The organism is Agrococcus terreus (assembly GCF_014645235.1).
Taxonomy (GTDB): domain Bacteria; phylum Actinomycetota; class Actinomycetes; order Actinomycetales; family Microbacteriaceae; genus Agrococcus; species Agrococcus terreus.
Window position 1 is genome coordinate 1,253,999 of sequence record NZ_BMLM01000001.1, and the last position, 24,917, is coordinate 1,278,915.

The following is a 24,917-nucleotide window of genomic DNA, read 5'->3' on the forward strand; positions in this document are numbered from 1 at the left end:
CGCTTCCCTGCGGCGCATGGAGACGAAGCGGATGCGGCCCAAGGACCGCCTGGGGCTCGACGGCGAGGCCGTGGCGAGCGTGCACCTCGAGCGGCAGGGGATGCGGATCCTCGACCGGCGCTGGCGGTGCGCCCACGGCGAGCTCGACATCGTCGCCGAGGACCGCGGCACGACGGTGTTCGTCGAGGTGAAGACGCGCCGCGGGCTGGCCTACGGGCACCCGTTCGAGGCGATCACCGAGGCGAAGGTGCGGCGGCTGCGTCTGCTCGCCGGCCTCTGGCTCGAGGCGCGCGGGCGCCGCGGGCCGATCCGCATGGACGCGGTGGGCGTCCTCGCGCGGCGCGAGGGCGCGTGGCGCGTCGAGCACCTGCGAGGGATCGCGTGAGCGGCTTCGGGCGCGCGGGCTCCGTCGCGCTGCAGGGTCTCGTCGGCGTGCCCGTGCAGATCGAGGTGCACTCGGCCCCCGGGCTGCCGCGCGTGCACGTCGTCGGGCTGCCGGACCGCGCGGTGCAGCAGGCGCAGCACCGCACCTGGAGCGCGATCGCCCGTGCGGGGCTCGAGGCGCCGAGCGGCAAGGTCGTCATCAACCTCACCCCCGCGTCGCTGCCGAAGGCCGGCACCCACTTCGACCTCGCGATGGCCATCGCCGTGCTGCGGGCGACGGGCGCGGTGCCCGCCGACGACGGCATGACGGCGCTGCTGGGCGAGCTCGGGCTCGACGGGCGGCTCCGGCCGGTGGCGGGCACCCTGCCGCTCGCGCGGGCCGCGGCCGCCGGCGGCGCCAGCCGCCTCGTCGTGCCGAGCGCCTCGGTCGACGAGGCGTCGCTCGTCGAAGGGCTGCGGGTGCAGGGCGCCGCGAGCCTCGCGCACGCCGCGGCGCTGCTCGGCGCGGAGCTCGACCCGGAGCCGGTCGACGCGGTCGAGGGGCCGCCGCCGGTCGAGCGCGCCCACGCCGACCTCGACCTGGCCGACGTCGTCGGCAACCGCGAGGCGCTCGACGCGCTCGAGGCCGCGGCGGCGGGCGCCCACCACCTGCTCATGATCGGCCCGCCCGGCGCGGGCAAGACGATGCTCGCGATGCGGCTGCCGGGCATCCTGCCGCCGATGCCGACGGCGGCCGCGCTCGAGGTCGCGTCGCTGCGCTCGCTCTCGGGCGAGCCGGTGCCGTCGACCCTCGAGACCCTGCCGCCCTTCGAGCATCCGCACCACTCGGCGACGGCCGTCTCGCTCATCGGCGGCGGCTCGGGCGTCATCCGGCCGGGCGCCGCGGCGCGGGCGACGAACGGCGTGCTGTTCCTCGACGAGGCGCCGGAGTTCCCCCGGGCGGTGCTCGACATGCTGCGGCAGCCGCTCGAGTCGGGCACGATCACGATCCACCGGGCTGCGGGCGTCGCGAGCTTCCCCGCGCGGTTCCAGCTGCTGCTCGCCGCGAACCCGTGCCCGTGCGGCCGCTTCGGCTCGGGCGACTGCGGGTGCCCGCCGCAGCAGCGGCGCCGCTACATGGCGCGGCTCTCGGGCCCGCTGCTCGATCGCGTCGACCTGCAGGTGCGCGTCGACCGCGTCGCGCCCGGCCTCGACGAGGGGCCGCGCCGCTCGAGCGCCGAGGTCGCCGCGCGCGTCGCCGAGGCGCGCGGCCGGGCGACGCACCGGCTCGCCGGCACGGGCTGGACGGCGATGGGCCACGTGCCGGGTCCGTGGCTCCGCCGCCACGTGCCGCTGGAGCGGACGATCCTCGAGCTGCTCGAGACGGCCGTGCAGCGCGGCGCGCTCACGATGCGCGGCATGGACCGGGCACTCCGGGTCGCCTGGACGCTCGCCGACCTCGACGCCGTCGCGTCGCCCACCCGCGCGCACATCGGCCGCGCGCTCGCCTTCCGGAAGGGGATCCCCGCATGACCGCGTTCCGCGTGCCCGCCGACCGCCTCCGCGCCGCCGTGGCGCCCGTGCTGCCCGAGGGCGCGACCGACGACGACGCCGCGCTCGCCGCCCGCTTCGCCGCCGGCGCCTGGACGGTGCTGCCCGAGCCGGGCGACGCCGCCGCGGGCGGGATGCGCGCGGCGCTCGGCGACGAGGGCGCCCTCGCGCTGCTCGTCGACGGAGCGAGCCCGGCCGCGTGGCTCGCCGCGCTCGACGACCCCGAGCTCGGCGCGCTCCTGCCCGCGGCGCTCCAGCGGTGGACGCCGCGGCTGAGCGCCGAGCGGATGCTGTCGGCCTTTGCGCAGGCGGCCGCGTTCGGGCAGCGCCTCGTCATGCCCGGCGACGCGCACTGGCCGGCGCAGCTCGATGACCTCGGCCCGCACGCGCCCGCGGCCCTGTGGGTGCGGGGCGACCCCGCGGCGCTCGCGCGCGCCGGGAGGTCGGCGGCGCTCGTCGGCTCGCGCGCCTCGTCGGGCTACGGCGAGCTCGTCGCCGCCCAGCTCGCGGGCGGCCTCGTCGATCGCGGCCTCGCCGTCGTCTCGGGCGGCGCGTACGGCATCGACGGCACGGCGCACCGCGCCGCGCTCGCCTCGGGCGGCACGACGATCGCCGTGCTCGCCGGCGGGCTCGACCGGCTCTACCCGGCGGGCAACGAGGCGCTCCTGCAGCGCGTGGTCGAGACGGCCTGCGCCGTGGCGGAGGCGCCGTGCGGCACGCCGCCGACGCGCTGGCGCTTCCTCGCGAGAAAACGCGCTTGTATGCGTCAGTCTGGTCGAGGGGTGATCGTGACCTGGGTGCCGAGGTGGGCCGCCAGAGCAAGAGCAGTGAGCTTCACCAAGCGGTCCATGAACGAGACGCATCCTTTTGCATCGGCCAGCCTGACCGATGGCTCCTTGATCCCGTCTAGTCGCACCGCCTCCAACGCGTCCACCTCGGGCAGTGTCTCGTGCCCGTGGGCGATGTGGTGCCTGATCTTCAGCCACTCGTTCAGACGTGTGTTGACCATGTTGCGAGACCAGTGTGCCCTTGGTCTGCCACGACCGGCCGAAATTGAATAGGTCCAGTGGGGCCATGGGTCGAATCCGGCCCCGACCATGAGCGCACGGACGTTGTCGCCGTTAGGCGTCGCGAATTTTCCGATGGCGCTTCGGACCGGGCCAACCGCGACTCCGTACTGAGCGCGCTCCGCTTGAGATACGTGTTTCGGTTCGCACTCGTCGAGTATCGCGGTGGTCATGTCTTGCACGGCGGCTTGCCAGGCAGCAACGGCCAGCACGATGACAGCACGATCTAGAGAGACCTCACGGATGCGTCTTCCAGTTCGCCCGCCGCCGTGATTCTGGTGGATGGCGATGATGTTGTCGCAATGGGTCATGGCCCGCCCGTAGTTGTCTACGGCCGTCTGAAGATCCACACTGCCCCCTTTGGTCTTGTCGCGACAGTAGCGTGGCTCTATCGTTTGGCACGCCGTTCGCGGAGGAGTTTCACCTACTGTGGCGAAGTGGACAATCAGCTCATCACTGGCCTACTGGGTGCGATCATCGGTGCCGTTGCGCTAGTCCTTGGTCAGGTGTTTGGACCCGTCTGGCTGGACAAGGTGCGGCGCAATCGAGACCGTCACGACGCTGACTACGCGGCTCGGAAGGCAGCGATCCAGGCGACGCAGGCGGCGGTGATGTCGGCGTGGATGGCCCGAACGAGCAGCACTACGAGTGCAGAAGAGCTGCGCAACACGACGAACGAGCTCATCAAGGGCGTCGTGAGCCTGCGAGTCGGACTAAGTGGAGATGACAGCGTCTCCTTTCAGAACGACCTTGTCATGGCCGTGGGCGCTGCCGTAGAAGCAAAGCTTCCTCTGGTGTGGCGATACACGTCGACCCAGTTTCAACGCCTAGATGAGCTCCTCGAAGAACCGACGAATGCCCCGGGTCTTGGCCGGGAGATCCGAGCCAGCGTCGAACGCTTCGCCGAAGCTCAGACGCCCTATAGCGGTCCATTTGAAAAGCCCGCCGAGTAGAAGCGGCCCTCTGGAAAAACGACCCCTCCGTCGCGGGGTCGATGTGCCGGGGGAAGTCTGGATCTAGACAAACGATTCACTAGTAGACGGCTGCCAAGCATCACGGATGCCGTAGTGCTCGGAGCTCGCGCAGCTACAGGACGACGAGCCCGCACTCCGGGCATGCGCTCGCCCTGCCCTCGGCGGTGGGTCTGCACAGGACGTGACAGCGCGGGCAACGGGGGTCGCCGATGCCAGCGAAGGGGTCGTCGTCCTGCTCCATGCTCAGAGCCTCTCAGGGGCCCGCAGGCGCGCGGAAGCCCCGACCACGCAGGCCGGGGCATCCTGGAGCGATCTAGCTCGCCAGAGCGCGGTAGACCGAAGCTCGGCTGGCGCCGGTCTGCGCGACGATGTCGGCGACGCTCAGACCGCGCTCCTTCATCTTCTTGATCTTCTTGACCGTGTCGGGCGCGGTAGCGGTTCGGGGTCGTCCGGCAACCTGCTCGCCCTTCTTGGCGCGGGCCGCGCGAGCCGCCCGAGCCTCGGCAACTCTCTCCGCGTTCATGTCCTTCTCCCACTCGGCCACGAGCGCCATGAGGCCCCGCATCATCTTCCCGGTGGGCCCGGTGAGGTTCTCGCCGTCCTTGAGCGACACGACGTTAATGCCGCGCTCCTCCAGGTCGGCGATGGTCTGCATGACGTGGAGAGCCGACCGGCCCAATCGATCGAGTGAGACGACCGTGATCGAGTCGCCGGAGCGCACCCGCGAAAGAAGATCATCGAGCCCGGGGCGGCTCTCGCGGGCACCACTGATCTTGTCGGAGAACATGTCCTTGGGGTCGATGCCCGCGGCGGTGAGGGCGTCGGTCTGCCGGTCGAGTGACTGCGCGACGGTGCTGACGCGGATGTACCCGAACGTGCGGGCGGTGCTCTGGTTGCTCATGCGGGAAGTCTATCTCAAAAGTTGGCAAGCGCACAACGTTTCTGAGACATGGGTTGTGAGGCACTCATCGGGCTCGGATCCTGTCACGGACCCAGTATTGAGACGGGCCACTCATCGCGTCTCAGATCCATGAGTGTGAGACGCCGAGCCCAGGGCCGTTGGAGGGCGCCAGGGGCGTACTACCCGACTCACCAGCGCGACACGCCGGGCATGCAGTAGACCGGTCTACTGTTGTCATGTGTCAACCCCCTGGGGCTGGGGGTGCGCTACTGAGACTTGGGAGGCATCATGGCGACCGTTCACGACGTGGCCGCGTACATCCTCCGCGAGCACGGGCGTCCCATGAGCACGATGAAGCTGCAGAAGCTCTGCTACTACTCGCAGGGCTGGTCGCTGGCGTGGGACTCGCGCCCGATGTTCGACGAGGAGATCCAGGCGTGGGCCAACGGCCCGGTCGTCTACGAGCTCTTCAAGCAGCACCGAGGCCGCTTCACGGTGGACGCTTGGCCCTCGGGCGATCCCGAGTCGCTGGAGCCGAATGAGCGCGAGACCGTGAACGCGGTTCTGGAGGGCTACGGCGACCTGAGCGGCCAAGAGCTGAGCGACCTGACACACACGGAGCGCCCGTGGCTCGAAGCTCGTGGCGGGCTGAGTGCCGGTGCCTGGTCGTCGAGGTCGGTCGACCTCGACGTGATGCAGGACTTCTTCGGCGGTCTGGACACCGACCGCGACTGATGGGGCGCTCTCGGAAGCGTGTGCCTTCAGACGCGACAGCTGCCGCACCCGACCCGAAGAAGTGGGTCGACCCTCGTGCGAAGAAGGCTGCGGGCGGTGGCAAGCGCGCCCCCGCGGTGCAGAAGATCGCAATCGACGAGCTTCGCTTCGAGTGGGACGGTTCCAGCGTTGACCACGACTACAGCGGTTCGTGGGACTGGGATCTGGAGCCGAAGGAGACCGCCGACCTTCTTGCGCTGCTCAGCAGCCTTCGCGCGCTGACGTGGCGAGAGATCAAGGAACAGAAGTTCAACTCGAAGCATTCGACGCGCCAGCTCCACCACTCCCAGGACGTGAGCACGCTCTGCAAGGAAGCGCAGGATCGCCTCACTGACATCGGCCGAGGTGACCAGGAGGCTCTGTTCAGGCTCCGTCACGGCAACCTGATCCGGGTATGGGGAGTCTTGGAGGGCCCGGTGCTGCGCCTGCTCTGGTTCGACCGTCTACACGAGGTGTGTCCGACCGAGTCCTAGCCTGAGGACATGAAGCAACTTCGAGGCTGGCTCGGTTCCATCTTCGTCCCGCTCCTCGCCGTTCTGTCGCTGCTGGTGGTTGCGGGCTCGGTGTACCTCGACATCCGACATGGCCTGCGCCTGCCTGGTGAGTACCCGGTGCTTTACGACTTGGCGATCGCCTTTCTGATGGGCGTGTTCTTTCAGTATCTGGTGGTCTACCTACCGCAGCAACGGCGCACGCGGCAGACCATAGAGGCCCACCGGGGCCGCCTGCGGATGGTCGCAAATACCGGCCCCGATCTGTTGCGCGAGCTGGAGTTCGTCGCACAGTGCCCGCCGCGCGAGCTGACGGACGAGCATCTGCGAAGGGTGCTGACCGCGACTAACGAGAACCGCCAGGTGCAGGCGCTCGTGCGCGACCGATTGAACATCGCGCACCAGCAGTACAGGAGCCTGCTGCCGTTCCTCTTCTCGCTTCCACACGATGTCGTCGTGGCGCTGGAGCGTGTCGAGCAGTCGCAACTCAACGTGTTCTTCCGGCATCGGTTTGACGCCCAAGGGGATCCGGTGCTCCAAGACCGGATCAGCCCCCTGCGAGAGCGCCGCGAGGTACTGAAGACAGACGAGGACGGCGGGCACTACTTCGAGCGAAAGACGCTCGTCGACTTCTTCGAGCTCTTTCAAGAGTTCCGGGATGCGTGCGCCCAGCTCGAGACCGCGATCCAGCCGCACCTGGACAAGCCATCTCGGTATCGCGCCTATGAACGGGTGACGCTGCTGAACTACGCGCGCCTAGAGAGTCCGGGCGAGCCTCACGACTATCCGGAGGAAGCGTTCTCCGTCGAGTGGGCCGGCGATCCGCCTCCGCTTCCTCCACACATGGAGGTGCAGTTCAAGAGGAGCCCGCCAGAGCGCCGTCCCGACTAGGGCGCAAGTTGCCGCAGCGTCCAGGAGAACGCCTGCGGGTCGTTGGCTGCCGTCGCGGCGTCGATGTAGGTCTGCAGAGCCGCCGCTGCTTCGGAGGCCGCTAGCGCGAGCTCCTCGTCGAGGACGATGTACGACAGCAACGTGAGGTTGTCGGCAAGGTCGTTGAGGTTCTCGCGCTTCATGGTCATCTCCAATTGATGAGGAGGAGGGCCCGGCGCCCAAGATCTCCGGGCCCTCCCGCGCCGGGTGACTAATCCGGCCCCCGGCCCCCGATGAGATCGGCCGGGAGTTGAGGTGGTCGGGGCCCAGGTGAACGACCAGGCCCCGACCGTGACCCACGGGATGAGCTGCCCGGGGATCTATTTGGTTGTGGCGGTGGTCGAGACCACACACCGGCCCACCGGGTCGACTCCCGGCAGGGGCTTCTAAAACTTCTTCGAGTTGCTGACGAGCCGCGCGAAGCCCTCCAGGCTGAGCGTGACGTACGCCTGCTCTGCACTGCGGCCGCGGTGTCGATGCACGACACCGCCGACCTTGGCACCGGTCGCTCGCGCTCGCCCCTCGGCCTCGGCCAAGTTCTCGGACACGCGCCCGCCCGATGCCGCGCTCGTGACGAGCACCACACCTGGCAGTCCGACGATGTCGGAGGCATCGGACGAGTCAGGCCATCGCACGGATGCCTCGACGCCCAGCTTGCAAAGGGTCGCGGCGACCAGCTCGCGCCACCGGAGGCCTTCGAAGACTGAGGCGAACCCGGCGGCATTGCCGGGCGCCTTCTTCTTCGGCGGCGGTGCCTCCCAGACCCCGCTCACTGCTGGCCCCGCTCGTGCTCGACACGCTCTCGGGTAATGCGCTCATGGAACTCTGCTGCACTTCGCGGATCGAACGTCGCGGGCCCATAGTAGTTCTCCAGCGCCTCGGACGCCTCTCGGCGCTCCTTGGGGTCGGTCAGGGTGCGGACACGTCGGACGGCGACCTGGCGAGCATCGTCCCAAGAGCGATCTCCGTACGTCCAGGGGCGAACCCATCCCGGCAGGGGGCCGAAGCCGACCTTGCCCTCATCGAGGTATCGGTCAAAGACGTTCCGATCCGGCCCGTCGAGCATGCTCTCCACGGTCAGTTGCTGAGGAGAGACCACGAGTTCGGCGCCGCGCTCGACGAACCGCGGGACGGGGCCCCAGGCATCGCGACCACGCTGCCCGAGCACGACATTGGCGCCCAGGACATGGACGAGGCGCGGCTCGGTCAGCGACTTCGGCGGAACGGGCTTCGGCTTCTCGACGGGCTTCGCCCTCTTGGCCTGGATCGCGGCGGCCTGCGCGAGCACCTTGGCCTCGTCGATCTCGTCGTCGAAGCTTCCGAACGGCAGTTCGTCGGCGGCGGGAGGGATCTTGTCGGTCATGGTGTGCTCCTTGTCAGAAGGGGAGGTCATCGCGGTCAGGCGGCAGGGGCTTCGCTGGCACCCATTCCGGGGCCTCCTGCGCGGGTTGCGCTTCGAGCTCCGCAGCTCGCTGCGCAGCGGCGGCGCTCGCCTGTGCCTGAGCGTCAGCGTGAAGAGCCGGGATGCGCCTGAGATCGGCTGCGAGCTCGTTGTGCCCGGCGCTCGCGACCTCGTCGGCGATCCGGATCACGAGCCCCGGGTCGACTCCGAGGACGGCGCGGAGGGCCACGGTCAGTGCGTCCATTTGTCGCTGCTGGTCGAGCTGGCTCAGGTCGCGTACGTCGAGGCGGTCGGCGAGGACGCTGAGGGCACGGACTTCGAGATCCGCGAGGCGAGCCGCCTCCCGGTACCGCCCGCCGTCCAAGAGCTTTGAGCGGGCCTCGGATGCGTCGTCGGCGATGTGGTGCAGGCGATCGGCGATGGCGAGGGCGCCAAGGCCCGTGGCGCTCGCGGCAGCCCGCTTGGTCTCGGGCGGCACATGTGCGAGGTGGCGGCTCAGGGAGTCCTTGCTCGTGTTTCGGTGCTGTCTCGCCACCGCGCGGAGGCTCATTCCAGCGAGAAGTTCCGCTTCGATTGCATCCCTCTCGGGGTGCGAGCAGATGGTGCATGCGTAAACCATGCCGACACCCCCGATTCGCTACTAGCGACGCGGAATGTGTCGCTAGTAACACTATCGGCCGGAGCTCGACGGAGTTCGGAACAGCTTCTCGATCGACCTCGAATTCTTGACATCGAGTTTGACAAAGGGAGGCGCGACAGCCGCGACGCTAAGCCCGAGTTGTCGCGGCACCGTCTCGATTAGTTCCCGAAGTGTTCTGGCTTCAGCTCTGGGTGCTCCAGCTGCTCCCGCACCTGATCGAGGATCGCGTCGGGGAAGTTGGCCCGGAGCCTGCCGACCTTCGCCGGGGAGTAGTACTTGGCCTGCTCTGCCTTCGTGCGGACACCGAGGAAGTTCAGGAGAGCGAACAGAGCGAGTTCCCCGCCCTGGTACACGGGAACCTTCTGATGACGCGCCTGAGAGGCGCTCACGGCCTCCTGCGGCTTGTTGAGCCCGGCGCTGCTGCGCCACCGGAGTCCGGGCGTCATCGCGATGAACTCTTCGAGCTCCGCCCAACGCTCGGCGGCGTCAGCATCTCCTCGTGCAGCCTCGCGGATGAGCCGCCCGATGCTGTTGGCGCCGGAGCCCAGCTTGGGCTTGTAGGCGTAGCTCGCCAGCTTCTCCGGGGTGCCGCTGTCGATGTGCTGGCCCTGTAGTCGAGCATCGAGCCCGAGATCCTGCGCGATCTCGACCCATGCCCTCGCGATCTCTTCGGCACGAGAGCGGAGATTTACTTCTTCAGCCCCGAAGAGCACAAGGTGCAGATGCGGATGCCATGAGCCCGCGGGAGCCGTGAGCTCGACGGAGCTGACCATGGCCGGGACGCCCCAGCTGCGGAGCCGAGTGCGGAGCCGTGCCTTCACGTCGAGAAACTTCTTCATGCCCACTGCTAGCTCTGGCGAGTCCGGGATCGTCAGCGTGACCATCACCGCCGCCGCGAACTTCTCCAGCTTCGGGAGAGTTGCTCCGATCAACCGCCTCGACTCCGCGCAACTACACGTAGGACACCACCGGTGCTTGCAGTGCGAGTTGGGAGAGCACGACTTCAGACGACTGGAGGAGCTGTAGTCGATGAGGTACTGGGCCTCTTCGCTCTGGGGGGTATCACCGTTCGAATATGTCGCTAGATAGTGAACATGCGAAGTGGCCCCACTGGACTGTTCGGAGGGTGCGGCGGCATCGTTTAGACTGGGCATTGGAATCTTCTTTCTCGACCCCCGCGCCCTGGCAGGCGTGGGGGTCTCTCCATTTTCCCACGGAGTAGGCACTGCTCGACACGGTGAGGTTTTTAGAAGTATTTCCGTTGAGGCTTTCTGTCACACGTTCATACGTGACCGGGCGTTGAGGAGTCCGGTCAGCTTTCGTCCTCAACGTTCAGTGCCGTGGCGACGAGGTGACGGACGGTGACACGATCCGCGGCGCGTCCCGGCGCCACCTCGACATCAACGAGAGCGCGGATGAGGGTGCGCTGCGTCTCTAGGTCGAGCGCCGACCACCGCGACCGGATCTCAGCCTTCACGGCAGCCGAGTCACTGAGTTTGATGGCCTCGCCTGGAACGACGCGGAGGTGCAGATCGAGAAGAAGCCGAGCGACCGCCGACTTCTCGCGGGCAGCGTCGAGAGCGGCCTCCACCGTGTCGCGGTCGGACTTCAGTGCAAGCAGACGCTGTCGTGTCACGGCGGGGCTCAGAAGCTCGTCTGCGCGGTAGGAGAGCACCTGGGCTGACAGCTCCTCCAACTTCGTGAGCTTCGCGGACAGGGCCGTGACGGAGGCCGCGTCGCTGTCGAGCTTCATCAGCGCGCCACCGCCGAGGAAGAGGGCATCGACGACCGCTCGCTCGACCACGGGCTCGATGCGGCCCTTGCGGATGCTCGGGTGCGTGGGGTCGGCGCGGCATCGGTAGTCCCGCATGAAGAACATCGACTCCCCGCACACCGCGCACCTAGCGATGCCCGACAGCTGGTGTCGCACGGCCGATCCGGGGGTAGTGCGACGAGCCTCGTCGGCAAGAACAGCGCGGACATGCGCGGCGAGTTCCGGGTCGACGACGGGCGTGATGAACGACGAGGACACCACCTCGCCGTCCCGCAGAAGCTCGCCGCCGTACGCCGGGTTGTTTAGGGTGTCCCGAACACGCCGAGTCGACCACTGCTTGCCCGTCGTGGGCTCGATCCCGTCACGCACCAGCCCGAGCGTGATCGAGCGGACGGAGGCCCCGTCTGCGAACGCCGCGAACATGTCCTGCACGACCTTTGCTTCCTCAGCCCGCGGCGTCACGCCGTCGCTCTCGTACCCGTAGCGCCGTCTCGTCGGGAGCGGCCTCGCCTGGGCCTTCCGGGCATCGTTCGCCCGGAGCTGCCGCTCGCGCTTGCGCCGGGTCTCGAATCTGGCGATCGACGCCAGCATCGCGGCTCTGAACTCGCCGTCCGCGGTCGTCGTATCGATCTCGCCGTCCACCGTGAGGACGCGGACGCCGAGCTTCTGAAGGTCGACGAGATCCTCCAGCGAGCGGAGCAAGCGGTCGACATCGACAGCGACCACAACATCGCCGGGCTCCATCACCGCGAGAAGCTCGACCCATTGCGTGCCGACGCCCCGGCGCTTGGTCGCACTCGTCGCGTTGTCGACGAACTCGGCTTCTACGGGCCAGTCCCTTGCGTCGCAAAGCATGCGGCAGCGGGCGAGCTGACGGTCGATGCCCTCCGCGTGGTCGATGCTTTGGCGCGCGTAAACGTAGAACCGGCTCATGGCGAGAGCATACGCATATAGCGAGGGTTGCGCGCCCGCAACCGGCTCATCGCGGCGCTCGCGAGCGCGACGGTCGTCGTCGAGGCCGGCGCCCGCTCCGGCTCGATCAACACCGCGGGCCACGCGGCGAGCATCGGCCGGCCGCTCGGCGCCGTCCCGGGCCCGGTCACCTCCGGCGGCAGCGCCGGCTGCCACCGGCTGCTGCGCGACTACGGCGCCGCGCCGATCGAGCGGGCGGAGGACGTCGTCGAGCTCGTCGACGGTCCCGCGGCGGACGGCGGCGGCCAGCCGGCGCTGTCGGCGACCGCCGAGGAGGAGCGCGTGCTCGACGCGCTGAGCGGGCGCGCGTCGCGCGGTATCGACGAGCTCGCCGTGCGCACGGGGCTCGCGCCGCGCGACGTCGAGGCGTCGCTCGCGCTCCTCGAGCTCGCCGGCCGCGTCGGCGCGCGGGGGAGCGGCTGGGTGCGGATCGCCGAGGCGCGGGCGGCCTGAGCCGGCGGCTGCGCGGCCGTCCGCGTGCGCCTGCCGCCCGCGCGGACGGCGCGGCGCTAGCCTGGCCGCGTGAACGGCCAGCACCCGGCCCCCGAGGTCGTCATCGCGCACCTCAGCGACACGCACCTGCTCGCGGGCGGCGCGCTGCTCGGCGGGCTCGTCGACACCGAGGGGCACCTGCGCGAGACCGCCGAGCGGCTCCGCGTCGCCGCGCACGACGCCGACGCGATCGTCGTCTCCGGCGACGTGACCGACCTCGGCGAGCCCGAGGCGTACGCGCTCGCCCGCGAGATCCTCGACCCCGTCGCCGCCGAGCTCGGCGCACCCATCGTCTGGACCGCCGGCAACCACGACGAGCGGCCCGCGATGCGCGCCGCGCTCGGGCTCGGCGGCGACCCCCTCGCGCCCGTCGACCACGTCGTCGACCTCGGACGGCTCCGCATCGTCGCCCTCGACTCGAGCCTGCCCGGCTGGCACCACGGAGGCTTCGACGACGGGCAGGCCGACTGGCTCGAGGCCGCCCTCGCCGACCCGCCGGAGCTCGGCACCGTGCTCGTCGTGCACCACCCACCGCTGCCGTACCGCTCGAGCCTCATGCGCCTGCTCGAGTTCCGCGACGAGGCGCGCCTCGCGGCCGTCGTCGAGGGGGCGGGCGTGCGCGTCATCCTCTCCGGCCACCTCCACGTCGGCGGCTCCGGCACCTTCGCGGGCATCCCGGTCGTGCTCGCGGGCGCGACCAGCTACGCCGACGACCTCGGCGGCCCGCCGCCCGCCATGCACGGGATCGACGCCGCCCAGTCGTTCAACCTCGTCGAGGTGTACGCCGACGCGATCGCGCACACGGCGGTGCCCGCGCTGCCGCATCCGTCCCGCGAGTCGATCCCGGCCCACCTCGCCGAGGAGCTCGCCGCCATGGAGCCCGAGGCGCGCGCGGAGCGCTTCAGCCGGAAGCGGCCGTGACCGACGGCTCCGCCCCGGCGGCGCCCGGCATGCCCGTCGACACGGCGGTCGACGGCTACCTCGTCCACCTCGAGCGCGAGCGCGGGCTCTCGCCCCACACCCTGCGCGCCTACCGCGGCGACCTCGCGAGCCTCGCGGCGCACTGCGAGGCCGCCGGGGTCGGCACGACCGAGGCGCTCGACGTCGATGTCGTGCGCGATTGGCTGTACGCGGCATCGGAGGCGGGCCTCGCGACGGCGACGATCGCGCGCCGCGGCGCGGCGGCGCGCGGCCTCGGCCGCTGGATCGCCGCGCACGGCGGCGGGGACGTCGCAGGCCGGCTCCGCTCGCCGAAGCGCGAGCGCACACTGCCGCGCGTGCTCGGCAGGTCGGCGATGGACGCGATGCTCGCCTCGCTCGCCGCCCAGGCGGCCGAGGGCGAGCCCGCCGCCCTCCGCGACCTCGCCGCGGTCGAGCTGCTGTACGCGAGCGCGCTCCGCGTCAGCGAGCTCGTCGGCCTCGACGTCGACGACGTCGACCTCGAGCGGCTCACCGCGCGCGTCACCGGCAAGGGCTCGAAGGAGCGGGTGGTGCCGTTCGGACGCCCCGCGCTCGACGCCGTCGTCGACTGGCTGCGGATCGGGCGGCCCGCGCTCGCGACGGCCGCGAGCGGGCCGGCGCTCCTGCTCGGCGCGCGCGGCGGCAGGCTGGGGCAGCGGCGCGTCCACGAGCTCGTCACGCGCCTGCTCGAGGAGGCCCCCGGCGGCGGGCCCCACGGCGCCCACGCGCTGCGCCACACGGCCGCCACGCACCTGCTCGACGGCGGTGCCGACCTCCGCGCCGTGCAGGAGCTGCTGGGCCACGCGAGCCTCGGCACGACGCAGATCTACACGCACGTCTCGCTCGACCGGCTCACGGAGGCGTACCGCACGGCCCATCCCAGGGCCTAGGGCATCCCGGGCCCCGGCCACCGGCGGGCCTAGGGTGCCGGCCCCGCCGCAGCCCGTTTCCGGTCGGGCTCGCCGAGCGGCAGCAGCACGGGCCGCTCGCGGCCGAGCAGCGGCAGCGGGTCGACGTACGCCCCGTGCAGGCGCGCCCCGAGGTGGAGCGCCGTGCCGCCGTCGTGGCCGGCGAGCAGCGTGCCGACGCGCTGCCCGCGCATCACGGCGTCGCCCGCGGCGACCGATGCCTCGACCGGCTCGAACGACGACACGAGGCCGCCCCCGTGCTCGATCGAGAGCACGGGCCGGCCCGCGACGGGCCCCGCGAAGCGCACGACGCCGTCGACCGGCGCGAGCACGGCGTCGCCGGGGGAGGCCGCCAGGTCGACGCCCCGGTGGCCAGGCCCGTAGGCGTGCGCCGGCGCCTCGAACGGCCGATCGACGGGCCCGGGCGGGACGGGCCAGAGCCAGGCGCCGGCGGCCAGCAGGAGGAGGGCGATCGTGCGCATGCGAGCAGGGTGCCGTGCGGGGCGCGGACGCCGCGCGCTGCGGCAACGCGCTGTGGAGAGCGGTCGCCCGCGGCGGGGCTGCGGCCGTGTAGCATGGCAGGGCATCGCGTCTGCGCGGTGACTTCGCGCGTCCGCAGCGACTGCGCTCCCACTCGGTCCAACCGCTCGAGCCCCGTGCTCGAGCGCTGGCGGGAGCGCGTCAGGACGCCAGGGGCCCAGACCACCCGGTCGGGCCGGCAACCGGAAACAGAAGAAGGAGGCGGCCATGGCCGTCGTCACGACTCGCCAGCTGCTCGACAGCGGCGTCCACTTCGGGCACCAGACCCGTCGTTGGAACCCCAAGATGAAGCGCTTCATCTTCACGGAGCGCTCGGGCATCTACATCATCGACCTCCAGCAGTCGCTCGCCTACATCGACAAGGCCTTCGACTTCGTCAAGGAGACCGTCGCCCACGGCGGCACCGTGCTGTTCGTCGGCACGAAGAAGCAGGCGCAGGAGTCGATCGCCGAGCAGGCGACGCGCGTGGGCCAGCCCTACGTCAACCAGCGCTGGCTCGGCGGCCTCCTCACGAACTTCAACACGGTCTCGAAGCGCCTGAGCCGCATGAAGGAGCTCGAGGAGCTCGACTTCGACGACACCACGCAGGGCTACACGAAGAAGGAGCTGCTGCTGAAGAAGCGCGAGCTCCTGAAGCTGCAGAAGTCGCTCGGCGGCATCCGCAACCTCCAGCGCACGCCCTCGGCGCTCTGGATCGTCGACACGAACAAGGAGCACCTCGCGGTCGACGAGGCGAAGAAGCTCGGCATCCCGATCATCGCCATCCTCGACACGAACTGCGACCCGGACGACGTCCAGTACCCGATCCCGGGCAACGACGACGCGATCCGCTCGGTCGCGCTGCTGACGAAGATCGTGGCCGACGCGGCCGCCGAGGGCCTCATGCAGCGCCACGGCGGCGGCGACGACGCCGAGGCCGAGCCGATGGCCGAGTGGGAGCGCGAGCTCCTCGCCCAGGCCGACGAGGCGCCCGCCGCGACCGAGGCCGCTCCGGCCGAGGCCGAGGCCCCCGCCGCCGAGACCGAGGCGCCCGCCGCCGAGGAGGCCCCGGCCGCCGAGACCACCGAGGACGCCGCGGCGTCCGACGCGAAGTAAGGGGAGCACGCATGGCATCCATCAGCATCGCCGACCTCAAGATGCTGCGCGAGCAGCTCGGCACGGGCATGAGCGACACCAAGGCTGCGCTCGAGGAGGCCGGCGGCGACGTCGAGAAGGCCACCGAGATCCTCCGCCTCAAGGGCGCCAAGGGCAACGCGAAGCGCGCCGACCGCTCGACGAGCGAGGGCCTCGTGGCCGTCGCCGAGGGCGACGGCGCCGTGACGCTCATCGCGCTCGGCTGCGAGACGGACTTCGTCGCGAAGAACGAGAAGTTCATCGCGCTCGCGGACCGCGTCGTCGCGGCGGTCGCCGCCGCCGGCGCGACCGATGTCGCCTCGGCCCTCGCGGCCCCGGCCGAGTCGGGCACCGTGCAGACCGTCATCGAGGAGCAGGCCGCCACCATCGGCGAGAAGGTCGAGCTCACGAAGGTCGCCCGCGTCGAGGGCGCCGAGCACGCCGTCTACCTGCACCGCACGTCGAAGGACCTGCCCCCGCAGGTCGGCGTCGTCGTCGCGTACGAGGGCTCGGACGCCGACACGGCCCGCGCCGTCGCGCAGCACATCGCGATGTTCGACCCGACCTACGTCACCCGCGACGAGGTCCCGGCCGACGCGATCGAGAAGGAGCGCGAGCTCGTGACCGAGATCGCCCGCGGCGAGGGCAAGCCCGAGGGCGCCCTGCCGAAGATCATCGAGGGCCGCCTCACCGGCTTCTTCAAGCAGATCGTCCTGCTCGACCAGGACTACGCGCGCGACAACAAGCAGTCCGTCGCCAAGGTGCTCGAGGCCGCAGGCCTCACGGTCACCGGCTTCGCCCGCTTCAAGGTCGGCGCGTAACCAGCCGCACCGCACGACGGAGGGCCCGGGGGAGACCCCGGGCCCTCCGTCGTGCCCGGGCGGCCCGGCGAGCCTCGGGCCGGTGCGTCCGCGACGGGAGGGCGGCGGCCGGCGACGCGGTAGGCTCGTCAGCGGCCCGCGCCCGGGTCGACACCCCTATCCAGGAGGATCCATGCCGACCACCCAGCGCCGCAGAGTCCTCCTGAAGCTCTCGGGCGAGGCGTTCGGCGGAGGCAGCCTCGGCGTCAACCCTGACGTGGTGCAGGGCATCGCCCGCCAGATCGCAGACGCCGCGGAGAGCGTCGAGATCGCCATCGTCGTCGGCGGCGGCAACTTCTTCCGCGGCGCGGAGCTCAGCCAGCGCGGCATGGAGCGCGGCCGCGCCGACTACATGGGCATGCTCGGCACGGTCATGAACGCCCTCGCGCTGCAGGACTTCCTCGAGCAGGCGGGCGCCGAGACGCGCGTCCAGTCGGCCATCCAGATGACCCAGGTCGCCGAGCCGTACATCCCTCGCCGCGCCGAGCGCCACCTCGAGAAGGGCCGCGTCGTCATCTTCGGCGCGGGCGCCGGCCTCCCGTACTTCTCGACCGACACCGTCGCGGCGCAGCGCGCCCTCGAGATCGACGCCGACCAGGTGCTCGTCGCCAAGAACGGCGTCGACGGCGTCTACTCGGCCGACCCGAAGGTCGACCCGGAGGCGACCCGCTTCGAGGAGGTCACCTACCAGGACGCCCTCGTGCGCGGCCTCAAGGTCGTCGACTCGACCGCCTTCAGCCTCTGCATGGACAACCGGATGCCGATGCGCGTGTTCGGCATGGACGGCGAGCGGCAGCTCACCCGCGCGATCCTCGGCGAGCCGGTCGGCACCCTCGTCCGGGCCTGAGCCGACCCCGACTAGACTCGACAGCGACGGAAGGAACCCTGTGATCAGCGACGTTCTGGCTTCGGCCAAGGAGAAGATGGCCCAGTCGATCGAGGTCGCCAAGGACGACTTCGCGACCGTGAGCGCCGGCCGGGCGAACCCCGCGCTGTTCCAGCGGCTCAACGTCGACTACTACGGCTCGCCGACGCCGCTCGTGCAGCTCGCGGGCTTCCAGCAGCCCGACGCGCGCACGCTCGTCATCACGCCGTTCGACAAGAGCGCCCTCAAGGAGATCGAGCGCGCGATCGTGAACGCGCCGCACCTGGGCGTCAGCCCGTCGAACGACGGCCAGATCGTGCGCGTCGTCATGCCGGAGCTCACCGAGGAGCGCCGCCGCGACTACGTCAAGATCGTGAAGGACAAGGCCGAGCAGGCGCGCGTCGCGATCCGCAACGTCCGCCGCCAGGCGATGACCGACCTCGACAAGCTCACCGGCGAGGTGGGCGACGATGAGATCGCGCGCGCCGAGAAGGAGCTCGAGGCCGAGACGAAGAAGGCCGTCGACGGCATCGACGACGCGCTGAAGAAGAAGGAAGCCGAGCTCCTCGAGGTCTGACCCGGGAGCGGGCTGGAGGCGACGGATGCGCAGGGAGCATCGCAGCGCCGCCGAGATCGAGGCGCAGATCCAGGCCCAGATCCTCGCCGCGCGCGAGCAGATCGAGGCGACGCGGGACCGCGTGAACCGCCGCACGGGGCGCGACCTCGCCGCGGCGGTGCTCATCGCGCTCGCGCTCGGCGGCGCGCTCATCGCCAGCCTCGTGTGGGTGAAGGCGCTGTTCATGGTCTTCGCGACCGCGCTCATCGGCTTCGCGCTGTACGAGCTGGCGAGCGCGCTGCGCTTCGCGGGCCGCGACGTGCCGCGCATCCCGCTCGTGCTGCTCGGCAGCGCCATCCTGCCGGTCACGTACTTCCTCGGTGCTGGCGGCCTGTGGTGGTCGACGCTCGGCGCCGTCGCGCTCGTCGCGATCGTGCGCATCGTGGAGCTCGTCGACCCGGCGACCCGGACCGGCGCCCGCGGCGTCCTCGCCGACATCGCCGGCGGCGCGCTCTGCATCGCCTACGTCGCCGTGCTGGGCGCCTTCGCCGTGCTGCTCACGGCGCAGGAGGGCGGCCAGTGGTGGACGCTCGCGATGATCATCATGACGACGGTGATCGACACCGGCGCGCTCGCCGCGGGCGTGTGGCTCGGCCGCACGAAGCTCGCGCCGCGCATCAGCCCGGGGAAGACCTGGGAGGGGCTCGCGGGCGGCGCGCTGCTCGCGACTGCCGCGGGCATCGCGCTCTCGGTGTGGATGCTCGGCCAGGAGTGGTGGTTCGGCTTCGTGCTCGCCGGCCTGCTCGTGGTGGCGGCGACGGTCGGCGACCTCGCGGAGTCGATCATCAAGCGCGACCTCGGCATCAAGGACATCGGCTCGTTCCTGCCCGGGCACGGCGGCTTCCTCGACCGGCTCGACTCGATCCTGCCGAGCGCGGTCGTCACGATGGCGCTCTTCCAGGTGGTCCACGCCTAGCCGCTCGCGCGCGCTGGCATGATGGTCCCGATGAGCACGTTCCCGAGAGCCCGCAGGTCGCAGCAGGGCTACGACATCGAGCAGGTCGAGGACTTCCTCGAGGATGCTCGTCGTGCATACGCGACCGACGTCCGGGCCGCGACGGCGATCGACTCGTCGTCGATCCGGCGGATGAGCTTCACGATGCAGAAGGGCGGCTACTCGCCCGCGCACGTCGATGCGGCGCTCGAGCGGCTCGAGGAGGCGTTCGCACGCCGGGAGCACGAGCGGGGCGTGCTCGAGCACGGCGAGGCCGCGTGGTTCGCGACGGTCCGCGAGCGGGCGCAGGAAGTGCTCGAGCAGCTCGGGCGCCCCGACCAGGAGCGGTTCCGCCGCGTGAGCCGCATCTCGCGCGGCTACCGCGTGGCCGAGGTCGACCGCTTCGCCGCGCGCATCGCCGACTACCTCGAGGACGGGCCCGACATGTCGACCCGCGAGGTGCGCACGGTGCAGTTCGACGCGCAGTTCGGCGGCTACGACGAGGACGAGGTGGACCGCCTCCTCGACACCGTCGTGAGCCTCATGCTCGCCGTGCGCTGAGCGCCCGGAGGGCGGTCGACCCCAGCTCGCCCCTGGGCGCCGTTACCGTTCCGTGATATCGTCGGCGATCGTGTTCACCCGTGCCTCCCACCGCTCCGCGCGCTCGACGCGCACCCGCGGCGTGCTGTCGGGCCTGTCGCTGCTGGCGGTGGCGGGCATCGCGCTCGTCTCGGTCGCCGCGAGCCCGAGCGCCGAGGTGATGGCCGAGCCCGGCTCGCTGCCCAGCGCGAACATCCCCGGCCAGGCCCTCGACGAGGTCTCGGGCGAGCAGGCGGCCTTCGTGCGCGACACCATCGTCGTGCACACGCCGACCCCGACGCCGACCCCCGAGCCGGAGCCGGCGGCGCCCGCCGCGGCGGCTGCGCCCGCCGCCTCCATCTCGATCCCGACGGTCGCCGCGCCCGATCCCGGCACCGCGCAGGCCATCGCCCGGGACATGGTGCACGCGCGCGGCTGGGGCGACGACCAGTACTCCTGCCTCTACAACCTGTGGCAGAAGGAGTCGAACTGGAACGTGTACGCGCAGAACGCCTCGAGCGGCGCGTACGGCATCCCGCAGGCGCTGCCGGGCTCGAAGATGGGCACGGTCGGCGGCGACTGGCAGACGAACCCCGTGACGCAGATCACCTGGGGCCTGGGCTACATCGGCGACCGGTACGGCACGCCGTGCGGCGCCTGGGGCCACTCGCAGTCCGTCGGCTGGTACTGATGCCGTCGCGGCGCCCCCGCCGGCGCGGCGGGGAGCACGTGCCGCTGGACGTCGAGCGCCTCATGCAGGGGGCGCTGCGCACCGAGCAGCGCGCCGGCGCGTCGTGGCACGTGCAGCCGCTCGCGGCGCGCTCGGCCGTGAAGGCCTACGCGTGCCCCGGCTGCGGCGGCACGATCCCCGAGGGGATGCCGCACGTGGTGGTGTGGCGCGCTGATTCGATCTTCGGCGAGCGCGCGGTCGAGGACCGGCGCCACTGGCACACGGGCTGCTGGCGCGCCGCCTGAGCGGCGCCCGCAGGAGCGCCGGACGGGCGCACGCCCGACCGGGCTACTTCGCGTCCTGCCTCGGGATGATGACCTCCTTGAGGATCAGCTGCACCGCGGCCGCGATCGGGATCGCGACGAGCGCGCCCAGGATGCCGAGCAGCGTGCCGCCGATGAGCGCGGAGAGCACGACGACGACGCCGGGCACCTTCACCGCGCGCTTCATGATCTGCGGGCTGATCGCGTAGGCCTCGAGCTGCATGTAGATGAGGTACCAGATCGCCACCGGCAGCGCGGTCTCCGGGCCGTCGAGCAGCAGCACGAGGAGCGAGATGACGACGGAGGCCGAGATCGTGCCGACGAGCGGGATGGTCGAGGCGATGAGCGCGATGAAGGCGTAGACGCCTGCGAGCTGCGAGCCCGCGATCGAGAGCACCGCGAACGACAGGATGCCGTTGAGGAGGCCGAGGCCGCCCTGGCCGAGCACGAAGCGCCCGACCGAGCGCATGATCTGCTCGGCGATCTCGATGAACTTCGGCCTCGAGGAGGCCGGCACGAGGCGGTACATGCCCGACTTCAGCGACGGCATCGAGCCCGTGAAGTACAGCATGAGGACGACGACGATGAGCACGCCGCCCATCGCGAACGCGACCTGGCCGATGCCCGCGACGATGCCGGAGGCGATGTTCGCGACCCACGGGGGCAGCGACGACCACGTGTTGGGGTCGGTGAGCGCGCCGCTCACCTGCTCGATCGCCGCGTCGATGTCGACGGCGGGGAAGGTCGTCTCGATCCAGTCGCGCACGTCGTCGAGGCGCCCGCTCTCGATCTCGCGCACGATGGACTGCACGAGGGTCGAGAACTGCGCGACGATCGTCGGCACGATGAGCCAGATCGCGCCCACGAGCACGCCGACGATGAGCACGAAGACGGTGAGCACGGCGGCCCAGCGCGGGAAGCGCCGCTTGATGAGCGCCTGCACGAGCGGCTCGATGCCGAGCGCGAGGAAGATGCCCGCGAACGCCCAGACCAGCACGGTGCCGATCTGCTGCACGGCGACGCCGATGGCGATGGCGAGCAGGACGCCGAGGCCGCCGACGAGGCCGAGCAGGAAGCCGTTCTTGATCTTCACAGTCCGCATCCTAGGGTCGGGGGATGCGGCGCCCGCCCAGGCTCGCGGGCCGCGGGGTTGGCAGGCGCCCCTGCGGCTCGGTACCCTGGAGGCTTGCCCGCCCTGCGCCGCCGCGCCCTCGCGACGACGGGGCAGCCCGCGAGCGTGAAAGGACCAGTGACCCAGTGCGATACATCCTCGCGGCCGTGAGCCTCGTGCTCTCGCTCGTCCTGCTCGGGCTCGGCGTCGCCCAGCGCACCATCTGGGCCCCGCCCGACACGATCGTCGCCGAGGCGCAGGAGCAGGTCGACGAGCCGCTCGTGCTCATCCCGGGCGAGGCGATGAACGCCCACGACGGCCGCCAGACGGTCGTCGTGCGGGGCGAGGGCGAGCTCACCGCGGTCGTCGGGCGCGCGCACGACGTGGAGGGCTGGATCGGGGAGTCCCCCCACGCGCTCGCCGAGGTCGCCGACTCCGGCGCCCTCGAGCTCGCTCCGCAGGCCGGCGCCGACACGGCCGAGCTGCCCGCGCTCGCCGGCAACGACATGTGGATCGAGGAGCACTCCGGCACGGGCGAGGTGCGGTTCTCGATCGACATGCCCGTCGGCTACGCCATCGCGGTCGCCGGCGAGCCCGGCGGCGCCGCGCCCACGGACGTGCGGATCGAGTGGCCGTTCGACGCGAAGACGCCGCTGTTCGGACCGCTCGTCACGGCGGGCCTCGCGATGCTCGCGCTCTCGCTGCTGCTCTTCCTGCTGGCGCTCCGCCGGCACCGCCGCCGCCGCGGTCCGCAGCGCCGCTCGCACCGCGAGCTCACCCGCGCCGAGCGGCGCGCCCTCGCGCGCGACGCGAAGGACGGCCTGCCGCGCGGCACCGCCGCGGTCGCGCCCGGCTCCGACCGGCCCGCGATCGAGGCGGCCGAGGCGCGAGAGCGCGATGCCCCCGCGGCCGCTCCCGAGGGCGCCGCTCCCGAGGGCGATGCTTCCGACGCCGCGCGCCCCGACGCGGCCGCCCCCGAGGGCGAGGCGCCTTCCGACGGCCGCCGCACCGAGCGCCGCGCCGCGGCCCCGCGCCGCCGAGGGCTGGGGCTCATCGCGCTGCCGGCGATCGCGGTCGTCGCGCTCACGGGCTGCGGGCCGCAGTACTGGCCGAGCGGCGCGCCCGAGCCGAGCGAGACCGGCGAGCCCACCCCGACGAGCCTCGAGGAGACCCTCCCGCCCGTCGCCGTGACCGAGCACCAGTTCGGACGCATCCTCGAGGACACGCGCGCGGTCGCCGCCGCGGCCGACGAGGCGCGCGACGCGGGCGCCGCCGAGGCGCGCTTCGCCGGGCCCGTGCTCGACGCCCGCCGCACGAACTACGAGGTGCGTTCCGCCGACGGCGAGCTGGCGGCCGTCACCGGTGTGCCGGACGGCGACATCGAGCTGCTGCTGCCGCAGCAGACCGAGTCGTGGCCGCGCACGGTGCTCGCGGTCGTGGGCTGGCAGGACGCGTCGCAGACGCAGGCGGCCATGGTCTTCCAGCAGGCCTCGCCCCGCGACGACTACCGCGTCGTCTACCAGACGGCGCTCGCCTCGGGCGTGCAGCTGCCGCCCGTCGCGAGCCCCACGATCGGCGCCGCGAGCCTGCCGCTCGACACGCCCCTGCTCCAGCGCCCGCCGCAGGAGATCACCGGCGCGTACGCCGACTTCATGCTGAACGGGGACGAGTCGGAGTTCGCGTCCTGGTTCACGCCCGACGACCCGCTCAACCAGAGCATCGGCCGGGCGACGAAGGACGAGACGGCGCAGCGCCCGGAGTTCGAGCTGACCGACCTGTCCTGGAGCGCGTCCGACGACGAGGCGGCGCCGGCGCTGCTCGTCACGAACGAGGGCGGCGCGCTCATGGCGACGTCGTGGATCGAGACGCAGCGCACGACCCCGCGCGAGGAGGGCGTGACCGTGACGGCCAACGACGCGGCCGGCGTGCTCTCGGGCGTCGACCAGTCGGAGTCGGGGCTCGAGATCTCGTACCTCGTGCAGGTGCTGTTCGCTGTGCCCGCCGCGGATGCGCCGGAGGGCACCCAGATCCAGGTGGTCGGCTACACGGAGTCGCTGCTCGACGCGAGGGAGATCGGCTGATGGCCGCACCGGACATGATGCCCGCTTCGATGGGGGGCGCCGTCGACCTGTCGGTGCTCGCCGCCCGCCACGCGCAGGAGGCGCAGGCCGCCGCGCGGCCGGCCGACGCCGCGGAGGGCTCGTCGCCCGACGGCGCCGGCGCCGCCGCGCCCGGCGCGCCCGTGCCCGGCGTGATCGTCGACGTCACGGACGCCGAGTTCGGCGCCGTCGTCGAGCTCTCGAGCAGCGTGCCCGTCATCGTGGACATCTGGGCCGAGTGGTGCGGGCCGTGCAAGCAGCTGACGCCGGTGCTCGAGCGCCTCGTGAGCGAGTACCAGGGCCGCCTCGTGCTCGCGAAGGTCGACGCCGACGCCAACCCGCAGCTCGTGCAGGCCTTCCAGGCGCAGTCGATCCCGACGGTCGCCGCCGTCATCGGCGGCCGCCCCGCGCCGCTGTTCACCGGCGCGATCCCCGAGGAGCAGGTGCGCGAGGTGCTCGAGCAGGTGCTCGCGTTCGCCGAGCAGCAGGGCATCACGGGCCGAGTGCCCGTCGAGGGCGCCGAGGCGCCCGCCGAGCCCGAGCCGGAGCCCGTGCCGCCGCTCCACCAGGAGGCGTACGACGCGCTCGAGGCGGGCGACCTCCCCACCGCGATCGCCGCGTTCGAGAAGGCGGTCGCGCAGAACCCGCGGGACGCCGAGGCGATCGCCGGCCTCGCCCAGGTCCGCCTGCTCTCGCGCCTGCAGGGCCGGGGCGCCGACGAGGTGCGTGCGGCGGCCGGCGGCGCGCCCGACGACATCGAGGCGCAGATGCTCGTCGCCGACCTCGACCTCTCGGGCGGCCACGTGGAGGACGCGTTCCTGCGACTCCTCGACCTCATGGCGACGCTCTCGGGCGACGCGAAGCAGGACGTGCGGCTGCGGCTGCTCGACCACTTCGAGATCGTCGGCCTCGACGACCCGCGCGTGGGCGCGGCCCGTCGCCGGCTCACGAGCCTGCTCTACTGAGCCGGCCGGACGGAGCCTCGCGGCCGTCGGCCGGCCCGCATGA

The 24,917-nt window shown here is 71.5% G+C and carries 29 protein-coding genes; 20 read left to right on the forward strand and 9 right to left on the reverse strand.

Annotation, left to right across the window (positions count from 1 at the left end; translation table 11 throughout):
- Nucleotides 1-16: 16 nt before the first annotated feature.
- The 4 genes from IEW90_RS06070 to IEW90_RS06085 all read left to right on the forward strand — a co-directional run bounded on the left by IEW90_RS06070 (nucleotide 17) and on the right by IEW90_RS06085 (nucleotide 3,934).
- A complete protein-coding gene (locus IEW90_RS06070; RefSeq protein WP_373284725.1) occupies nucleotides 17-385 on the forward strand; it encodes a YraN family protein in 369 nt (122 codons plus the stop codon).
- Complete coding sequence (locus IEW90_RS06075; protein WP_188717069.1) at nucleotides 382-1,896, forward strand: YifB family Mg chelatase-like AAA ATPase; 1,515 nt, start codon at nucleotides 382-384, stop codon at nucleotides 1,894-1,896. The genes IEW90_RS06070 and IEW90_RS06075 overlap by 4 nt, the downstream gene beginning before the upstream one ends.
- Nucleotides 1,893-2,975, forward strand: coding sequence for a DNA-processing protein DprA (locus IEW90_RS06080; protein ID WP_188717071.1), 1,083 nt, complete (start codon nucleotides 1,893-1,895; stop codon nucleotides 2,973-2,975). Before IEW90_RS06075 ends, IEW90_RS06080 begins: the two co-directional genes overlap by 4 nt.
- A 443-nt stretch (nucleotides 2,976-3,418) precedes the next feature.
- Entirely contained in the window at nucleotides 3,419-3,934 is a 516-nt protein-coding gene (locus tag IEW90_RS06085) for a hypothetical protein (protein ID WP_188717074.1), read from the forward strand.
- Nucleotides 3,935-4,268: 334 nt separating this feature from the next.
- On the opposite strand, the gene IEW90_RS06090 is transcribed toward IEW90_RS06085, so the two are convergent.
- Nucleotides 4,269-4,856 carry a recombinase family protein gene (locus IEW90_RS06090; RefSeq protein ID WP_188717076.1) on the reverse strand — a complete coding sequence of 196 codons (588 nt, stop codon included), beginning with the start codon at nucleotides 4,854-4,856 and terminating at the stop codon, nucleotides 4,269-4,271.
- 306 nt (nucleotides 4,857-5,162) lie between these two features.
- Here IEW90_RS06090 and IEW90_RS06095 point away from each other — a divergent pair, with 306 nt between their 5' ends.
- The 3 genes from IEW90_RS06095 (at nucleotide 5,163) to IEW90_RS06105 (ending at nucleotide 7,012) form a co-directional block, all read left to right on the forward strand.
- Nucleotides 5,163-5,591, forward strand: a complete 429-nt coding sequence (locus IEW90_RS06095) for a Panacea domain-containing protein (protein ID WP_229679511.1) — start codon at nucleotides 5,163-5,165, stop codon at nucleotides 5,589-5,591.
- Between the two features lie 116 nt (nucleotides 5,592-5,707).
- On the forward strand, nucleotides 5,708-6,103 hold the full coding sequence (locus tag IEW90_RS06100; protein WP_188717079.1) for a hypothetical protein: 396 nt from the start codon (nucleotides 5,708-5,710) through the stop codon (nucleotides 6,101-6,103).
- A gap of 9 nt (nucleotides 6,104-6,112) precedes the next feature.
- A complete protein-coding gene (locus IEW90_RS06105) occupies nucleotides 6,113-7,012 on the forward strand; it encodes a hypothetical protein (RefSeq protein ID WP_188717081.1) in 900 nt (299 codons plus the stop codon).
- Here the strand turns inward: IEW90_RS06105 and IEW90_RS06110 are convergent.
- From IEW90_RS06110 to IEW90_RS06135, 6 genes are all read right to left on the reverse strand, one after another.
- Complete coding sequence (locus IEW90_RS06110; protein WP_188717084.1) at nucleotides 7,009-7,194, reverse strand: hypothetical protein; 186 nt, start codon at nucleotides 7,192-7,194, stop codon at nucleotides 7,009-7,011. The genes IEW90_RS06105 and IEW90_RS06110 overlap by 4 nt on opposite strands.
- Nucleotides 7,195-7,437: 243 nt before the next feature.
- Nucleotides 7,438-7,824 carry a hypothetical protein gene (locus IEW90_RS06115; protein ID WP_188717086.1) on the reverse strand — a complete coding sequence of 129 codons (387 nt, stop codon included), beginning with the start codon at nucleotides 7,822-7,824 and terminating at the stop codon, nucleotides 7,438-7,440.
- Nucleotides 7,821-8,414, reverse strand: coding sequence for a hypothetical protein (locus IEW90_RS06120; RefSeq protein ID WP_188717088.1), 594 nt, complete (start codon nucleotides 8,412-8,414; stop codon nucleotides 7,821-7,823). The genes IEW90_RS06115 and IEW90_RS06120 overlap by 4 nt, the downstream gene beginning before the upstream one ends.
- Nucleotides 8,415-8,427: 13 nt before the next feature.
- Nucleotides 8,428-8,988: a hypothetical protein gene (locus IEW90_RS06125; protein WP_188717090.1), complete on the reverse strand. Its 561-nt coding sequence runs from the start codon at nucleotides 8,986-8,988 to the stop codon at nucleotides 8,428-8,430.
- Nucleotides 8,989-9,251: 263 nt separating this feature from the next.
- A complete protein-coding gene (locus IEW90_RS06130; RefSeq protein ID WP_188717092.1) occupies nucleotides 9,252-10,247 on the reverse strand; it encodes a protein rep in 996 nt (331 codons plus the stop codon).
- Nucleotides 10,248-10,405: 158 nt separating this feature from the next.
- Nucleotides 10,406-11,800, reverse strand: coding sequence for a recombinase family protein (locus tag IEW90_RS06135; protein ID WP_188717093.1), 1,395 nt, complete (start codon nucleotides 11,798-11,800; stop codon nucleotides 10,406-10,408).
- Between the two features lie 27 nt (nucleotides 11,801-11,827).
- On the opposite strand from IEW90_RS06135, the gene IEW90_RS06140 reads away from it, so the two are divergent.
- From IEW90_RS06140 to IEW90_RS06150, 3 genes are all read left to right on the forward strand, one after another.
- Nucleotides 11,828-12,292: a DNA-processing protein DprA gene (locus tag IEW90_RS06140; RefSeq protein WP_188717095.1), complete on the forward strand. Its 465-nt coding sequence runs from the start codon at nucleotides 11,828-11,830 to the stop codon at nucleotides 12,290-12,292.
- A 69-nt stretch (nucleotides 12,293-12,361) separates the two neighbouring features.
- Nucleotides 12,362-13,252 (forward strand): metallophosphoesterase, encoded by an 891-nt coding sequence (locus tag IEW90_RS06145; protein WP_188717098.1) that lies wholly within the window; start codon nucleotides 12,362-12,364, stop codon nucleotides 13,250-13,252.
- A gap of 29 nt (nucleotides 13,253-13,281) precedes the next feature.
- Nucleotides 13,282-14,181, forward strand: a complete 900-nt coding sequence (locus IEW90_RS06150) for a tyrosine recombinase XerC (protein WP_188718042.1) — start codon at nucleotides 13,282-13,284, stop codon at nucleotides 14,179-14,181.
- 29 nt (nucleotides 14,182-14,210) lie between these two features.
- Here the strand turns inward: IEW90_RS06150 and IEW90_RS06155 are convergent, their stop codons facing one another.
- Nucleotides 14,211-14,681, reverse strand: coding sequence for a murein hydrolase activator EnvC family protein (locus IEW90_RS06155; protein ID WP_229679512.1), 471 nt, complete (start codon nucleotides 14,679-14,681; stop codon nucleotides 14,211-14,213).
- A 265-nt stretch (nucleotides 14,682-14,946) separates the two neighbouring features.
- Between IEW90_RS06155 and rpsB the strand changes: the two genes are divergently transcribed.
- From rpsB to IEW90_RS06195, 8 genes are all read left to right on the forward strand, one after another.
- Nucleotides 14,947-15,834, forward strand: coding sequence for a 30S ribosomal protein S2 (gene rpsB / locus IEW90_RS06160; RefSeq protein ID WP_188717102.1), 888 nt, complete (start codon nucleotides 14,947-14,949; stop codon nucleotides 15,832-15,834).
- An 11-nt stretch (nucleotides 15,835-15,845) separates the two neighbouring features.
- Nucleotides 15,846-16,673 (forward strand): translation elongation factor Ts, encoded by an 828-nt coding sequence (gene tsf / locus IEW90_RS06165; protein WP_188717104.1) that lies wholly within the window; start codon nucleotides 15,846-15,848, stop codon nucleotides 16,671-16,673.
- A gap of 172 nt (nucleotides 16,674-16,845) precedes the next feature.
- Nucleotides 16,846-17,559, forward strand: a complete 714-nt coding sequence (gene pyrH, locus IEW90_RS06170) for a UMP kinase (protein ID WP_188717106.1) — start codon at nucleotides 16,846-16,848, stop codon at nucleotides 17,557-17,559.
- A 40-nt stretch (nucleotides 17,560-17,599) separates the two neighbouring features.
- Nucleotides 17,600-18,154: a ribosome recycling factor gene (gene frr, locus IEW90_RS06175; protein WP_188717108.1), complete on the forward strand. Its 555-nt coding sequence runs from the start codon at nucleotides 17,600-17,602 to the stop codon at nucleotides 18,152-18,154.
- A gap of 25 nt (nucleotides 18,155-18,179) precedes the next feature.
- Complete coding sequence (locus IEW90_RS06180; RefSeq protein ID WP_188717110.1) at nucleotides 18,180-19,109, forward strand: phosphatidate cytidylyltransferase; 930 nt, start codon at nucleotides 18,180-18,182, stop codon at nucleotides 19,107-19,109.
- Between the two features lie 30 nt (nucleotides 19,110-19,139).
- Nucleotides 19,140-19,688 carry a DivIVA domain-containing protein gene (locus IEW90_RS06185; protein WP_188717113.1) on the forward strand — a complete coding sequence of 183 codons (549 nt, stop codon included), beginning with the start codon at nucleotides 19,140-19,142 and terminating at the stop codon, nucleotides 19,686-19,688.
- 70 nt (nucleotides 19,689-19,758) lie between these two features.
- Nucleotides 19,759-20,397, forward strand: a complete 639-nt coding sequence (locus tag IEW90_RS06190) for an aggregation-promoting factor C-terminal-like domain-containing protein (protein WP_229679513.1) — start codon at nucleotides 19,759-19,761, stop codon at nucleotides 20,395-20,397.
- Nucleotides 20,398-20,435: 38 nt separating this feature from the next.
- Entirely contained in the window at nucleotides 20,436-20,681 is a 246-nt protein-coding gene (locus IEW90_RS06195; RefSeq protein WP_308421862.1) for an Rv1322 family protein, read from the forward strand.
- A 43-nt stretch (nucleotides 20,682-20,724) separates the two neighbouring features.
- On the opposite strand, the gene IEW90_RS06200 is transcribed toward IEW90_RS06195, so the two are convergent.
- Nucleotides 20,725-21,792 carry an AI-2E family transporter gene (locus tag IEW90_RS06200; RefSeq protein ID WP_188717119.1) on the reverse strand — a complete coding sequence of 356 codons (1,068 nt, stop codon included), beginning with the start codon at nucleotides 21,790-21,792 and terminating at the stop codon, nucleotides 20,725-20,727.
- A gap of 164 nt (nucleotides 21,793-21,956) precedes the next feature.
- Here IEW90_RS06200 and IEW90_RS06205 point away from each other — a divergent pair, with 164 nt between their 5' ends.
- Together IEW90_RS06205 and IEW90_RS06210 are read left to right on the forward strand one after the other, a co-directional pair.
- On the forward strand, nucleotides 21,957-23,891 hold the full coding sequence (locus tag IEW90_RS06205) for a DUF8094 domain-containing protein (protein ID WP_229679514.1): 1,935 nt from the start codon (nucleotides 21,957-21,959) through the stop codon (nucleotides 23,889-23,891).
- Nucleotides 23,891-24,874 carry a tetratricopeptide repeat protein gene (locus IEW90_RS06210; protein WP_188717122.1) on the forward strand — a complete coding sequence of 328 codons (984 nt, stop codon included), beginning with the start codon at nucleotides 23,891-23,893 and terminating at the stop codon, nucleotides 24,872-24,874. Before IEW90_RS06205 ends, IEW90_RS06210 begins: the two co-directional genes overlap by 1 nt.
- Nucleotides 24,875-24,917: the final 43 nt, after the last annotated feature.